Source organism: Rothia mucilaginosa (assembly GCF_001061665.1).
GTDB lineage: Bacteria > Actinomycetota > Actinomycetes > Actinomycetales > Micrococcaceae > Rothia > Rothia mucilaginosa_A.
Window position 1 is genome coordinate 199,003 of record NZ_JVSP01000002.1, and the last position, 13,588, is coordinate 212,590.

Here is a 13,588-nt window from a genome sequence, read left to right on the forward strand (position 1 = left end):
CCGGCGATGGAGCGTCCCGGACTCATACGCTACCCTAGAGTGATAAGGAGTGTGTACAGTGCATCACAGGGCTGGCGGTGAAACCCGGGCTTCGACGGATGCGCTCCCGAGGGAAGGACGCCCATGGCATCGGAAGAGACTGAAGTAGCCGCCCAGAGCGCGGCTCCGACGAGGCCTCGAACCACCGGCGGCTCAGCTTCCCGGTCGGGCGTCGCCGGGGGCCTCCGCGAGCGCTTCAAGCGCATCCGTCTGCTTGACCTGTTCCCCGGACTGGTGCTGGGCGTGGCCGTTATGGCGCTGTACACCTACTACTCGCTGCAGCAGGTTAAGCACTGGGTGACCCCCTCGTGGGATCTGGCAATCTTCACGCAGATGGCCCAGGCGTACTCGCACTTCTCCGCACCAATCGTGCCGGTTAAGGGGCCCGGTTTTAACCTCTGGGGCGATCACTTCCACCCCATTCTGATGCTGCTGGGGCCGATTTACGGGATGTTTCCCTCGCCCACGACCCTGCTCGTTGTGCAGAACGCCCTAATTGCGGCCGCAACGAGTGCCATCGTCTTCTTCACCCAGCGTGCCTTTACCCTGGCTCGAGCCTCCCGAACCGGTGAGGAATCTGAGCCGTCCCGGTTCCAGCGGTTCGTGCCGACGCTGACCGGTCTTCTGCTCGGTGCGGGCTTCGCCCTGAGCTTTGGCGTGCAGCAGGCCGTCGCGGCGCAGTTCCACGAAGTGGCCTTTGCTGTGCCCCTGCTGACCGTGAGCCTGGGCTATCTGGTGCTCGCCTCGCGCGTGAGCGGCGACGAACGAAACCGATACCTTGCCCGCGCCTGCTGGTGGGCGCTGCCCATCGCCTTCGTCAAGGAGGATATGGGCGTAACCGTGGCCGTCATCGGCGTTGTGGCCCTGATTCGTAGCGGCTGGTTGGGTGTCGCGTACGATATTCTGTTGCCCCGCCTCTCTGAGGGAGAACCGGCTTCGTTCCGCGTTCGCCTGCGTTCCCTGTACCACTCCTGGGCCCGCACTCGCGCGGTTGCCGAGTCGAGCATGGTAATTGCGTGGGGCATCTTCTGGTCGGTGGTCTCAATCGCCGTGATTCTGCCCTACTTCAACAGCGGCGGAACCTTTGACTACGCCGACAAGGTGAATGTTGCCGCTGCCGTTGGGGATCCCTTCGGCTCCCTGATTCAGATGATGAATAACAACACGAAGATGGCGACCCTGGGCCTGCTACTCATCACGGGTGCGGTGCTGTGGGTTGGCTCGCCCCTTGCGCTGGTGGCTCTGCCGACCATCGCGTGGCGTCTGCTCTCCACGATGGAGTCCTACTGGGCCAGCACCTGGCACTACTCTCTGGTGCTGATGCCGGTCGTCTTCTGCGCCCTGCTGGATACCGTGCTACGGATGCGCTACGGTGCGATTCCGGCCCGCAAACTCGCGGAGCCCGCCGAGGTTCCCGACGCCCCCAAGGAGCCTTCCGGTCGCAGCCGCATCCGGGTTCGCAACCTGCCGGTGTGGATTCTTCCTGTCGTAGCGCTTTTCTTGGCCGCTTCCCCGATTTTCGTGCCGGGCTCGACGCAGCCTCTCGCAGCCCTGGCGAACTCGCAGTTTACCGACTCTGCTTTGACTTCCAGCGATCAGATGAAGCTCAAGGCCGTGCAGCAGGTGCCCGAGGGCGTTACCGTGGCCTCGGATTTGTCCATTCTGACGCAGCTGATTCCGGGTCGCACCGTCTACTGGATTGGTCATACCGGCGAGCCGGCCCCCGAGTACGTGGTGATTGACCGCAGCAATAACTCCTGGGGTGGTAATCCTCCGGCGAATGTGGCCCAGTACGCCGCTGACCGTTACGGCCACTCCTACGCTAAGCACGCGACCGTCGGCACGATCGATATCGTGCGCCGCGTCGACTAGCCCCTCGGCTAAGCCTCTAGATGAGCGCCCACCCTCCAAGAGTGAGGGTGGGCGCTCGTGCCTAAGAGATGAGGTTTTAAGCACCTTTTTATAGCCGAGGAAGGGACCCTGCGGTACACTGTATAAACACGGGAACCCCCGATGAAGGTCTTGTGCGCACCGAGCACCCCAGGTGGTGTCATTTTGGAAAGTGCGCCGTACTCACCATCACCGATTGATACGCCCCGAAAGTTGCGGCTCCGCCGCACTCGGGCTTCTCTGAACGATCTCTGGTCAAAGCCTCCTGACGCGTCTGCTGTTACAGACTGATACACCATACGGGTGAGGCCCCACGCCAGGAATACGTGACGCCTTATGTGAGCACAATTGACCGTACCCCTCTCCGCCCCGCGCGCCCGGTGCGCGTTCTCGGCGCGATGACGTACGAGTCTCCAATTGTGCAGCGAGAAATTCAAGACCGCTCCCAGCAGTAACCCTCACACCCTCACTGTGCCCTCTGCGCCCCGCGCGAGGGGATAACCGGGTGTGTGCGGTGAAACCGTCGGCTGAACAATACGCCGGACGCATGTGGCTGGGCCGTGAAGGGGACACCCGGTAAGCGCCGAAGAGCGTGCGCTATCCACCCCTACCGTATACGAGGAAAAATTGACTGAGAATACCGCTACCCCGGCCGAACTGAACGCCGAGGCAGAGACCGTTGTGACCGCTGAGAACAACGTTGAGACCCCCGCCGCAGAAGAAACCGCTGCGGAGACTACCGCAGAAACCACCGCAGACGCCCCCACCGAAAAGGCTGAGGAAGAGGGCGTGCGCTTTACCGACCTGGGCCTGGACGCCCGCGTCCTGGCCGCTCTGGAAGAGGTCGGCTACGAGAAGCCGTCCCCCATTCAGGAACAGACCATCCCGCTGCTGCTCGAGGGCCGCGACGTGGTCGGTCTGGCGCAGACCGGTACCGGTAAGACCGCAGCCTTCGCGCTGCCGGCCCTCTCCCGCATGGCTGAACTCGCCGACATCAACGGTGTCTCCCGCGACACCCAGGTGCTGGTCCTGGCTCCCACCCGCGAGCTGGCTCTGCAGGTTGCTGAGGCTTTCTCCTCCTACGCAACCCATATGGAGGACTTCACCGTGCTGCCGATTTACGGCGGCTCCCCCTACGGCCCGCAGCTGGCCGGCCTGCGCCGCGGTGCGCAGGTCGTCGTCGGTACCCCCGGCCGCGTGATTGACCACCTGGAAAAGGGCTCCCTGGACCTGTCCAACCTGCAGTACCTGGTTCTGGACGAGGCCGACGAAATGCTTCGCATGGGCTTCGCCGAAGACGTGGAGAAGATCCTCGAAGGCACCCCCGACAGTAAGCAGGTGGCCCTGTTCTCCGCCACCATGCCCAACTCGATCCGCAAGATCGCTCAGCAGTACCTGACCGATCCGGTCGAGATTCGCGTGAAGGCTAAGACCACCACCAGCGCCAATATCTCCCAGCGCTACATGCAGGTCATGCACTCCCACAAGCTGGACGCCATGACCCGAGTGCTCGAGGTTGAAAACTACGACGGCATTATCGTCTTCGTGCGCACCAAGAAGGAGACCGAGGAGGTCGCCGACAAGCTGAAGGCCCGCGGCTTTGCGGCGGCTGCCATCAACGGTGACATTCCCCAGCAGCTGCGCGAGCGCACCGTGGATGCACTGCGCGACGGCCGCATCGACATCCTCGTGGCAACCGACGTGGCGGCACGCGGCCTGGATGTGGAGCGCATCTCCCTGGTCGTCAACTACGACATCCCCCACGACACCGAGTCCTACGTGCACCGCATTGGCCGTACCGGCCGTGCGGGCCGCGAGGGTGCCGCCATTCTGTTCGTGACCCCGCGCGAGAAGTACATGCTGCGCCAGATCGAGAAGGCTACCCGCCAGAAGGTCGAGCCCATGCACATGCCGACCGCGGAGGCCGTGAACGAGACCCGTAAGCAGCGTTTCGCCGAGCAGATTACCGAGACCATCGAGTCCGAGGACCTGAGCTTCTTCCGCCAGATTATTGAAGACTACGAGAACGAGCACGACACCACCGCTGAGGACATTGCGGCCGCACTGGCTGTTATCGCTCAGCAGGGTCGCCCGTTCTTCCTGGACGAGTCTGAGGACATCGCTCGCAACTCCCGCCCCTTCTCCGATGATGATTCGGACCGCGGCGGCCGCAAGGGCAAGCGCGTGCACAACGACGAGGGCATGGTCAACTACAAGCTGAACGTTGGCCGTTCCTCCCGCGTGACCGCGGGCGCCATCGTGGGTGCGTTGGCTAACGAGGGCGGCATCAAGGGTTCGCAGATTGGCTCGATTGATATCCGTCAGCACTTCACCATTGTGGGCCTGCCCCAGGACCTGCCGCGCGACTTCTTCGATCGTCTGCGCGACACCAAGATTGCCGGTGAGTTCATCAACATCCGTAAGGACAACGGCCCCAAGGGTGGCGGACGCGGCTTCGGCGGCGGCCGTCGCGAGGGCGGATACCGCGACTTCGACCGCCGTGAGGGTGGCCGTAATAACCGTCGTGACGATAACCGTCGCGAGGGTGGTTACCGCGGTAACCGTGACGGTGGTCGTGACTTTGGCGGCGACCGCGACTTCAAGCGTCGTGACGACCGCGGTGCTCGCCGCGATGACCGCGGCGGTCGCGAGTACGGTAACCGCGACTTCGGCGGCCGTAATAACCGTCGTGACGATAACCGTCGCGACGGCTACCGCGGCGGTCGCGGCAAACGCTACTAAGCGGGCGTTGTAGCCCGGAAGCCGTATCCCGCGCCGCGTGACCGGAGCGTCGCGTAGCGCGGGGAGGACCCAAAGCATCCAGGCCGGTGGGGGACGAATTATCCGTTTCTCCGCCGGCCTTTTGTTTGTCTCGCGCGTCCGATTGCGGCGGCATGGCGGGGAGCATGGAGGAGTGGATTCCCGAGGATAAAATTGTGGTGTATGCCATACTATTCGCGCTTGCGGGTGCCCCCAAAGCCATGTATAGTTTTACCTGTTGCCCCGATAGCTCAGTGGTAGAGCGCCATCTTGGTAAGATGGAGGTCCCGGGATCGATTCCCGGTCGGGGCTCTGTCATTAGCCCGTTATGCGGCGTTAATGATGTGGCGGTGTAGCTCAGCTGGTTAGAGCGCACGACTCATAATCGTGAGGTCGACGGATCGAGCCCGTCCACCGCTACGCCCCGATAGCTCAGTGGTAGAGCGCCATCTTGGTAAGATGGAGGTCCCGGGATCGATTCCCGGTCGGGGCTCAGATAAGCCTGTCTCTTCGGAGGCAGGCTTTTTTGTTTACCTATTTGTTTGCCTAAAGCCTGGTCTGCATGCGCTCAGTGCACGGCTCAATGCCGGGTAGAGCATGCCGGGTATAGCAAAGCCCCCGAGAAAAACTCGGGGGCTTCGTCTTTATGCTCTGATCTAAGCGTTAGGAGGCGCGGCGCACCACCGGCAGCTGGGACAGCAGTTCGTAGGAGCGCAGGCGGTCCTCGTGCTCCCACGCCTCGGTCATGACGATAAGCTCGTCAGCGCCCGTGCGTGCCACCAGGTCCTCAATACGAGCCTGCGCGGTGGCGGGAGAGCCTACGATTGCCTCGGCGGTCATGCGTTCAACGTGCATCTTCTCCGCGTCGGTCCAGACGGCGTCCATATCTTCCACGGGAGGTGCGAAAGACAGATTGCCGCGCACCACGCCCAGGAAATGCTGCTGCTGGCTCGTGTACAGGTAGCGTGCGCGCTCATCGGTATCGGCGAGCATTGCAGTGGCACCCACCATGACGTAGGGCTGCTCCAGGTGCTCCGAGGGCTTGAAGTTTGCGCGGTAGGTGTCCACCGCCTCCTGCAGCATTGCGGGCGCAAAGTGCGAGGCGAAGGCGTAGGGCAGACCCAGCTGCGCGGCAAGCTGCGCACCGAACAGGGAAGAACCCAAAATGTACATGGGAACCTTCGAACCCTGGCCCGGGATGGCGTGCACGCGGTGCATGGGGGAGGGCTCGCCCAGGAAGCGCTGTAGCTGCTGCACCTCAGCGGGGAAGCTCATGGCGGCAGAATCATCGCGGCGCAGAGCGGCGGCGGTCATCGGGTCGGTGCCGGGCGCACGGCCCACACCCAGGTCAATGCGGCCGGGGTGGAATGCGTTGAGGGTACCGAACTGCTCGGCCACCACGTAGGGTGCGTGGTTGGGGAGCATAATGCCGCCCGAACCCACGCGAATACGCTCGGTTGCGGCGGCAATCTCCGCCATGACCACGACGGTCGCCGAGGACAGCAGGGAGCCGGCATTGTGGTGCTCGGCGACCCAGAAACGCTCGTAGCCGTAGGACTCAGCTGCGCGGGCGGCATCGATGGTGTTGAGCATGGTCTGGTGCTGACGCTGATCGGGGCGGTGCGGCATCAGGTCAAGTACCGAAATTTTTACATTGGAAGACATAACTTTTCCTTCTTGATTGATTGCGGGTACTCATTCAGCCTACGCCTGCTCAGGCTGTAGGGGTAGGGGTGCGCCGGGCGCCTTCGCTAGCAGGTAAAAAATGCGACGAAATACTACACGCCTGCATTCTGGTTGCCTGCATGGCGATTACCTGCACAGCGGTCTGTCCACTCTATGGTCTGTCCACTCTATGGTCTGTCCACTCTGTGCGTTCGAGCTGAACACTGTGCATAAGAGCGGTAGACTGAAATCATGAGCATTAACCCTGAGATTGTGGGCAGAGTCTACCCGTCCGAGAACATCTACGTTGTCGGCCGTGAAAAGATCCGCGAATTTGCCCGAGCAGTTCACGCAGAAAACCCCCTCCACCACGACGTTGAGGCAGCCCGCGCGGCAGGGTACGCAGATGTGATTGCCCCGCCGACCTTCGCCATTATCCTGGCACAGGCAGCTGACGCGGCACTCATCAACGACGATTCCGCCGGTATTGATTTCTCCCGCGTGGTGCACGCCGACCAGCGCTTCACCCACCACCGCCCCATCGTTGCCGGTGATGAGCTGCGCACCGAAGTTCACGTGGACTCCGTACGCGTCATGGGTGCCGGCGCCATGCTGACCACTCGCGAAGAAATCGTTGACGCGCAGGGCGAGCCGGTCACCACCTGCATCTCTTCCCTGCTGGTTCGTGCTGAGGAGGAAAACTAATGGTGCGTTTTGAAGATCTTGAAAAGGGCCAGGAGATTGGTTCGCGTACCGTGGAGCTTTCCCGCGCTTCGCTGGTGCGTTACGCTGGCGCGTCCGGTGACTTCAACCCGATTCACTGGAACGAGCGTTTTGCCCAGTCCGTGGGCCTGTCCGGCGTGATCGCCCACGGCATGCTGACCATGGGTACCGCCGTGCAGCTCGTGAGCGACTGGGTGGGCGACCCCGGCGCGATTGTGGACTACCAGACTCGATTCACCAAGCCCGTTCCCGTGGCGGATGCACCCGGCGGCGAAAACCCCGATACCCCCACGAACGCCCTGACCATCAGCGGTAAGGTGGGTGCCCTGAATGAAGAAGAGCGCACCGCCCGCATTGACCTGACCGTCACCGCTCGTGATGAGGAAGGCAAGGAACAGAAGGTTCTGATGAAGAGCCAGGTTGTGGTTCGTCTCTCGGCATAGAGTTTCTGCGCTTGCAGATAGCCGTGTGAAAGCAACTGTGTAAAAGCAACAGTGTGAAAGCCCTGGCGCTACCTGATGCGGTGGTGCCGGGGCTTTTGTGCGCTCGACTGCGCGCTCGCCGGCGGGTGGTGGCGCTTCTTTTTCGTGGGAGGCTCGCCGGAAAATGAAGACAAAATCACCATAAGGTTTTCGTGACTTTAACGTGTGGCGGGTGTTGACCCCGCACAACGACCGGTATTCTTAACCTATGACTGAAAAGCTGTTGAGCGAACTGACCACCGCCCAGGTAGGCGGCCCCGCTAAGACCTACGTCCGCGCCACCTCCGAAGCAGAAATTATCGAAGCAGTCTCCGCTGCAGACGCCGCAGGCGAACCCGTCCTCATCGTGGGCGGCGGCTCCAACCTGCTGGTTTCCGACGAAGGCTTCAACGGAACCGTCGTGCACATCGCCTCCGAAGGCGTAGAGGTTCTGCCCATCCCCGCATGCGGCGGCGCGAACGTGCGCGTGCAGGCAGGCACCATCTGGGACGACTTCGTGAAGCTCAGCATCGAGAATGAATGGGTTGGCCCCGCGGCTCTCTCCGGCATTCCCGGCACTGTGGGCGCAACCCCCGTGCAGAACGTCGGCGCATACGGCGTTGAGGTGGGCGAGTTCATCGCCTCCGTACGCACCTGGGACCGCGAAAAGAACACTCAGAAGACCTTCGCGAGCGCAGATTTGCGCTTCGGCTACCGCGACTCGGTACTCAAGCGCGCAACCGTCAACGGCTCGCCCCGCTACGTGGTGCTGACCGTCGATTTCCAGTTCACCCTGGGTAGCCTCTCCTCCCCGATTAAGTACTCCGAGCTGGCTAAGAGCCTGGGCGTGGAGCCCGGTCAACGCGCCGACTCCGCGCTGGTACGCCAGAAGGTTCTGGAACTGCGCGGCTCCAAGGGCATGGTGCTCAACCCCGAGGACCGCGACACCTTCTCCACCGGTTCGTTCTTCACCAACCCGATTGTGCCCCGCTCGACCCTGGAGTCCCTGCCCGAGGGCGCCCCGAACTTCCCGGTCATTACCAAGATGAACCCCTTCGGCCCCGGCACCGAGGATCCGGACCGCGTGAAGCTCTCTGCGGCCTGGCTGATTCAGCACGCAGGCTTCGATAAGGGCTTCGGTCTGGAGGGCGAGTCCCGCGAGATTGCTCAGGGCCGCGCAAGTCTGTCGACCAAGCACACCTTGGCGATTACGAACCGCGGCGGCGCATCCGCTGAGGATATCTTCGCTATTGCCCGCGCTGTGCGCGACGGCGTGCGTGAACGTTTTGGCGTGACCCTGGTTCCTGAGCCTGTCGTGGTCAACGGCGAAATTTAGACGCCATTGTAGTGAGGATGCCCCGGTTCCGTTTTGTGTGAAGCGGAACCGGGGCATCGTGCGTTTATGGGGAAGCGGTTATTCCGCCCGGAGCCTGCCTGACCGCAAGCGACTGTGCCGGAAGTGACCGTGCCGGATGCAACCTAACGGGGATCGGCCGAGGGAGATTCGCCGGGGGCCGGTAGGGTCTGGCTCCGCGGAGGGGCCTCGCGGCCGGTAGCTGCGGGAGCCTCGGGCAGATGCCGCACGAGTGCCTGTACAGCAAAGGGGACCCGTTCGCGGGGGCAGGGGACGTGGAAAATCGGCTTGTGCCTCACGGGACGGTAGGGGAAGTATTCGGCGTCCTCGCGGGTGGACCAGACGATATTGCCGAACTCGTTCGGCACAGGCGAGAGCACGTTGGCGTAGTAGGCGCGGGCCTCGCCGCCCGCGGATTCATCCTGCTCAATGATGAGCGCGCGCACCATGCCCGCGGAAACCTCTCGGCCCGCCTCTGCCTCATCCGGGCGTTCGGAGGGATTCAGATGTACAGCCCGCAGCCTGTCCCCGAGCTCGTCCACGCGGGCCTCGCCGGGGGCCAGAACAGAGGCCTGTGCCGCGAGAGATGCGCAGAGGCCTTCACAGAGTGCACGAATCAGCGCCATGCGGGCCGGGTAGATGTCGGTGATATCCCAGCCGAGCAGGGGCGGGGCGGAAGAGACCGCGGGGGAAGAATCCCCTTCCTGGCGTAGATTCTCCTTGCCCCGGTTCTCATCGCGCCGGGGCGTTCCGGGCGCATCCAGCGGAAGGTAGCCGCGGGCTATCAACCCGCGCTCCACCGCGCGACCGTCGCGCTGCTCCCAGAAGCTACGCGAGGACACGCTGAAGAGGAGTTGCGCATCGCGCACCTGCACGGTGAGCACGAAGTCCTGCGGGTAGGAGTTCTTGTACCGGGGCCTCAACGCAATCGGCTTATCGGCGGGTCCGAAGTTCTCGGGCCAGTCCAGGTAGTAGCTCATGGAAGCCCCGTCGCCGCGATGCACCGTGAACTCGCCGGGGAGTAGCTGGGCCTCGGGCGTTCCCGCGCGGCGGGCGGTGGCGTAGCGCTCGCTCACGGGCCAGGGCGTGAACTCTGTCCGGTAGGCGGTGGGTACAAAAGAATCAAGCATTGAGGTGACCCCTCACAGACGTATTCTAGGTCTTCAACCATTATGGCCCACAAGAACGCCGTGCCCTCCCCAAAAGCTGCGGGAGGGCACGCCCAACAGCTGCGGGAGGGCACGGCGTGCGGGTTTACAGCGAATCGCGGTTAGAGCGACTGGCCGCGACGTTCAGGCAGGAAGAACACCGTGGTTGCGGCGGTCAGGAAGGCCAGAGCGAAGAGCGTGAACAGCAGTGGGGTTCCGCCGAAGGCCACGAGCGGGGGCACGATGAGCGGTGCCGCAATCGAGGCCAGGCGTCCAATACCGGCCGCAGCACCGGTGCCGGTGCCGCGCAGGTGAGTCGGGAAGATTTCCGGGCTCAGGGCGTAGAGCGCACCCCAAGCACCCAGGTTGAAGAAGGAGAGCAGGCAACCCGCGATGATGATGAACACGTCGGAGTGTGCCAGGCCGTATCCCGCCGCGGCCAGCGCGGATCCAATCAGGAAGGCGGCCAGGGTGGCGCGGCGGCCCCACTTCTCGATGAGGTAGGCGGCCACGGCGTAACCGGGCAGCTGCGCGAGGGTCATGATGAGTGTGAACGCGAAGGACTTGACCAGGCTGAAGCCCTGAGCGCTCAGCAACGCCGGAATCCAGATGAAGGCGCCGTAGTAGGAGAGGTTAATGCAGAACCAGATGATGCACAGGGCGATGGTCTTGCGGCGCTGACCCGCGGCCCAAATCGAGTGGACCTTGGCGGATTCGGCGTTGTCGGTGCTCTCCTCGGTGCCGTGGACGGCGGTCTCCTCGGCCTTCTGCGCCTTGGGGAAGAGAGCGGGGGAGGCTTCGAAGCGTTCGACGACGCGGCGGGCGTCATCGTGCTTGCCGACGGACTCCAGGAAGCGCACGGACTCGGGGGTACCCATGCGGACCACCAGCGAGTAGATGGCGGGAATCAGGCCAATGGCCAGGGCCCAGCGCCAGCCGTTGGCCTGGGGAACGACAAAGGTGCCGATGACGGCGGCCAGAATCCAGCCGACGGCCCAGAATGCTTCAAGAGCGACCACGACGCGACCGCGGATGGAACGGGGCGAGAACTCGGAGATGAGCGTGGAGGCCACGGGCAGCTCGGCGCCCAGGCCCAGGCCGACCAGGAAGCGGAAGACCAGCAGCAATCCCAGCGAGGTGGATAGCGCGGAGGCGCCGGTCGCCAGGCCGTAGATTAGCAGGGTGAGGGAGAAGATGTAGCGGCGGCCGAGCTTATCGGCGAGCAGACCGCCGAAGGTTGCGCCGAGCGCCATGCCGGCGAAACCGATGGAACCGAGCCAGGAGGCCTCGGTGGGGCTGAGGTGCCATTCCTTGAGGAGCGCGGCCATGACGAAGGAGATAAGGCCTACGTCCATGGCGTCGAGTGCCCAGCCGAGGCCCGAGATGCCCAGGAGCTTGCCGTGGGCGCGGGTGAAGGGGAGGTTTTCGAGGCGCTCGTTGAGAGTGGGTGCGGCGTTGCGTTCCGTGGCGGGCGCAGCGGCGTTGGTGCTGGATGAGTCCGTTGAGACGGGACGGGAGGAGGACACGGTGGTGGGTCGCTTCCTTAGTGTTTAGGCGTAATGCCGGTGAATTGTTTCCCTTACAGTGTATAAAGGTATTTTCGACTTGAACACTATAGAAACAAAAAAACGTGAAGATGACAAAAAATCTCATAGATTAAGAAATCCTTCACAGCCCCCGCCCAGCAGCAGATGATATTCTCTAACCAGCCCGCCGCTCGGCGAAACTCGCCGCCCGTTTGGAAGGACCACCCCTGAAAACCATCGAAGACGAAGTCAAGGAAAGCGAAACCAGCCGCTTTCACCGCTGGCTCGAAGCCCGCAAGGAGCGTATGAACGCGCATCCGGTCCTGCGGCACCTCTACAAACCCCTCGTGATCGGTGTGGGCGCCTTCTGCTTCATCGCCGGGCTCATCATGCTCGTCACCCCCGGCCCCGGCTGGCTCTTCATCTTCATCGGCCTGGGCATCTGGGGCACCGAATTTACCTGGGCCCGCCGCGCCAACCGATTCATGAAGCACGTGGTGCTCACCGCCTGGTACCGCTACCGCGCCTGGAGCCAGCAGCGTAAGGAACGCAAAGCCGCACGCAAGGCGGCCCGAGCTCAGCAACGCTAGAGCCCGTCTCACGCCTGCATCCCACCCGCCGGCGCTATTGACAGAGCAAAAGCCCTCGCCTCCATCCGTCGGGGATGGAAAGCGAGGGCTTTCGTATGTTCTAGTCAGCGAGCTTTAGAGCTTGCCCACGGCAATCTGCAGCATGCGGCGAATCGGCTCGGCTGCACCCCACAGCAGCTGGTCACCCACGGTGAACGCGCTAATGTACTCGGGGCCCATGGCCAGCTTGCGCACGCGGCCAACCGGAATCTCCAGGGAGCCGGAGGCGGCCACGGGGGTCAGCTGCTCCATCGAGGCCTCGCGCTCGTTCGGCACGAAGCGAACCCAGGGGTTATCCTCGGCGATGATGCGCTCGATTTCCTCCAGCGGCAGGTCCTTCTTGAGCTTGATGGTCAGCGCCTGAGAGTGCGAGCGCATCGCGGCGATACGGACGCACAGGCCGTCCATGGTGACCTTATCGTCGGCGGAGCGGCCCAGAATCTTGTTGGTTTCGACCTCAGCCTTCCACTCCTCACGGGACTGGCCGTTACCCAGATCCGAATCAATCCAGGGAATCAGGGAGCCGGAGAGCGGCACACCGAACTGGGTGGAATCCAGCTCGCCGGAACGCTGCTTAGCCAGAACCTTGCGGTCAATGTCCAGAATTGCGGATGCGGGGTCGTCCAGCTCGGCGGCCACCTCATTGCCCAGGTCGCGGAACTGTGCGAGCACCTCGCGCATGTGGCGGGCGCCGCCGCCGGAAGCGGCCTGGTAGGTCATGGAGGTTGCCCACTCGACCAGATCGTTCTTGAAGAGACCGCCCAGACCCATCAGCAGGCAGGAGACGGTGCAGTTGCCGCCGATGTAGTCCTTCACGCCGGAGGCCAGGCCGCGGTCGATGACGTCGCGGTTAATGGGGTCCAGCACGATGATGGAGTCATCGTTCATGCGCAGGGTAGAGGCGGCGTCAATCCACAGGCCGTCCCAACCGGCCGCGCGCAGCTTCGGGTGCACGGCCTCGGTGTAGCCACCGCCCTGAGCGGTCACAATAATCGAGTGCTTGCGCAGCTCATCAATGTCGTAGGCGTCCTTCAGCTCGGACGGCTCGAGAACGCCGTCGAAGGTGGGCGCCTGGCCACCAACGTTAGAGGTGGTGAAGAAAACGGGGGTAATGCCCTCGAAGTCGCCTTCCTCAACCATGCGCTTCATGAGGACCGAGCCCACCATGCCGCGCCAGCCAACAAAACCTACAGAGTCACCGGGATTAAAGTTCATGGTTCCCAGTGTACTCTCAGGTTGGCGCATCCGGGATAACACCGTACAAAAAATCTGGTATTCGGAACGGAACATCCCGCGGAGGCGCGGAGCTTACCGCCGGGGCTTATCCTCGGGGCGCTCGGGGCGGGTTAAACGCTCAAGCCCGCGGCACTCCGGGCGAAGTATCCGCGGGCTT

At 63.1% G+C, this 13,588-nt stretch carries 10 protein-coding genes and 3 tRNA genes; 9 read left to right on the forward strand and 4 right to left on the reverse strand.

Annotated elements, in window-relative coordinates; genetic code table 11:
* Window positions 1–123 precede the first annotated feature (123 nt).
* The 5 genes from ADJ95_RS01185 to ADJ95_RS01205 all read left to right on the forward strand — a co-directional run bounded on the left by ADJ95_RS01185 (window position 124) and on the right by ADJ95_RS01205 (window position 5,182).
* Window positions 124–1,911 (forward strand): DUF2079 domain-containing protein, encoded by a 1,788-nt coding sequence (locus tag ADJ95_RS01185; RefSeq protein ID WP_049331794.1) that lies wholly within the window; start codon window positions 124–126, stop codon window positions 1,909–1,911.
* Window positions 1,912–2,556: 645 nt separating this feature from the next.
* Window positions 2,557–4,671: a DEAD/DEAH box helicase gene (locus tag ADJ95_RS01190; protein WP_049331797.1), complete on the forward strand. Its 2,115-nt coding sequence runs from the start codon at window positions 2,557–2,559 to the stop codon at window positions 4,669–4,671.
* Between the two features lie 258 nt (window positions 4,672–4,929).
* Window positions 4,930–5,001, forward strand: a tRNA-Thr gene (locus tag ADJ95_RS01195).
* A gap of 34 nt (window positions 5,002–5,035) precedes the next feature.
* A tRNA-Met gene (locus ADJ95_RS01200) sits at window positions 5,036–5,109 on the forward strand.
* 1 nt (window position 5,110) lies between these two features.
* Window positions 5,111–5,182: transfer RNA gene (locus ADJ95_RS01205), tRNA-Thr, on the forward strand.
* 170 nt (window positions 5,183–5,352) lie between these two features.
* Here the strand turns inward: ADJ95_RS01205 and ADJ95_RS01210 are convergent.
* Window positions 5,353–6,354, reverse strand: coding sequence for an LLM class flavin-dependent oxidoreductase (locus ADJ95_RS01210; RefSeq protein ID WP_049331799.1), 1,002 nt, complete (start codon window positions 6,352–6,354; stop codon window positions 5,353–5,355).
* A gap of 252 nt (window positions 6,355–6,606) precedes the next feature.
* Between ADJ95_RS01210 and ADJ95_RS01215 the strand changes: the two genes are divergently transcribed.
* From ADJ95_RS01215 to ADJ95_RS01225, 3 genes are all read left to right on the forward strand, one after another.
* Complete coding sequence (locus tag ADJ95_RS01215) at window positions 6,607–7,059, forward strand: MaoC family dehydratase N-terminal domain-containing protein (RefSeq protein ID WP_049331801.1); 453 nt, start codon at window positions 6,607–6,609, stop codon at window positions 7,057–7,059.
* Entirely contained in the window at window positions 7,059–7,520 is a 462-nt protein-coding gene (locus ADJ95_RS01220; RefSeq protein ID WP_049331803.1) for a MaoC family dehydratase, read from the forward strand. The genes ADJ95_RS01215 and ADJ95_RS01220 overlap by 1 nt, the downstream gene beginning before the upstream one ends.
* A gap of 247 nt (window positions 7,521–7,767) precedes the next feature.
* Window positions 7,768–8,874, forward strand: a complete 1,107-nt coding sequence (locus tag ADJ95_RS01225; protein WP_049331804.1) for a UDP-N-acetylmuramate dehydrogenase — start codon at window positions 7,768–7,770, stop codon at window positions 8,872–8,874.
* A 143-nt stretch (window positions 8,875–9,017) separates the two neighbouring features.
* Here ADJ95_RS01225 and ADJ95_RS01230 read toward each other — a convergent pair whose 3' ends face one another.
* Both ADJ95_RS01230 and ADJ95_RS01235 read right to left on the reverse strand, forming a co-directional pair.
* Window positions 9,018–10,022, reverse strand: coding sequence for a hypothetical protein (locus ADJ95_RS01230; RefSeq protein WP_049331806.1), 1,005 nt, complete (start codon window positions 10,020–10,022; stop codon window positions 9,018–9,020).
* Window positions 10,023–10,162: 140 nt separating this feature from the next.
* Window positions 10,163–11,566, reverse strand: a complete 1,404-nt coding sequence (locus ADJ95_RS01235) for an MFS transporter (RefSeq protein WP_049331809.1) — start codon at window positions 11,564–11,566, stop codon at window positions 10,163–10,165.
* 212 nt (window positions 11,567–11,778) lie between these two features.
* Between ADJ95_RS01235 and ADJ95_RS01240 the strand changes: the two genes are divergently transcribed.
* On the forward strand, window positions 11,779–12,156 hold the full coding sequence (locus ADJ95_RS01240) for a TIGR02611 family protein (protein ID WP_049331811.1): 378 nt from the start codon (window positions 11,779–11,781) through the stop codon (window positions 12,154–12,156).
* Window positions 12,157–12,270: 114 nt separating this feature from the next.
* Here ADJ95_RS01240 and asd read toward each other — a convergent pair whose 3' ends face one another.
* Window positions 12,271–13,410 carry an aspartate-semialdehyde dehydrogenase gene (asd, locus tag ADJ95_RS01245; protein WP_049331813.1) on the reverse strand — a complete coding sequence of 380 codons (1,140 nt, stop codon included), beginning with the start codon at window positions 13,408–13,410 and terminating at the stop codon, window positions 12,271–12,273.
* Between the last annotated feature and the right edge of the window lie 178 nt (window positions 13,411–13,588).

Coding starts and splice junctions, on each gene's coding strand:
- ADJ95_RS01185 (WP_049331794.1), top strand. CDS start 124: ATGGCATCGGAAGAGACTGAAGTAGCCGCCCAGAGCGCGGCTCCGACG.
- ADJ95_RS01210 (WP_049331799.1), bottom strand. CDS start 6,354: ATGTCTTCCAATGTAAAAATTTCGGTACTTGACCTGATGCCGCACCGC.
- ADJ95_RS01215 (WP_049331801.1), top strand. CDS start 6,607: ATGAGCATTAACCCTGAGATTGTGGGCAGAGTCTACCCGTCCGAGAAC.
- ADJ95_RS01220 (WP_049331803.1), top strand. CDS start 7,059: ATGGTGCGTTTTGAAGATCTTGAAAAGGGCCAGGAGATTGGTTCGCGT.
- ADJ95_RS01225 (WP_049331804.1), top strand. CDS start 7,768: ATGACTGAAAAGCTGTTGAGCGAACTGACCACCGCCCAGGTAGGCGGC.
- ADJ95_RS01230 (WP_049331806.1), bottom strand. CDS start 10,022: ATGCTTGATTCTTTTGTACCCACCGCCTACCGGACAGAGTTCACGCCC.
- asd (WP_049331813.1), bottom strand. CDS start 13,410: ATGAACTTTAATCCCGGTGACTCTGTAGGTTTTGTTGGCTGGCGCGGC.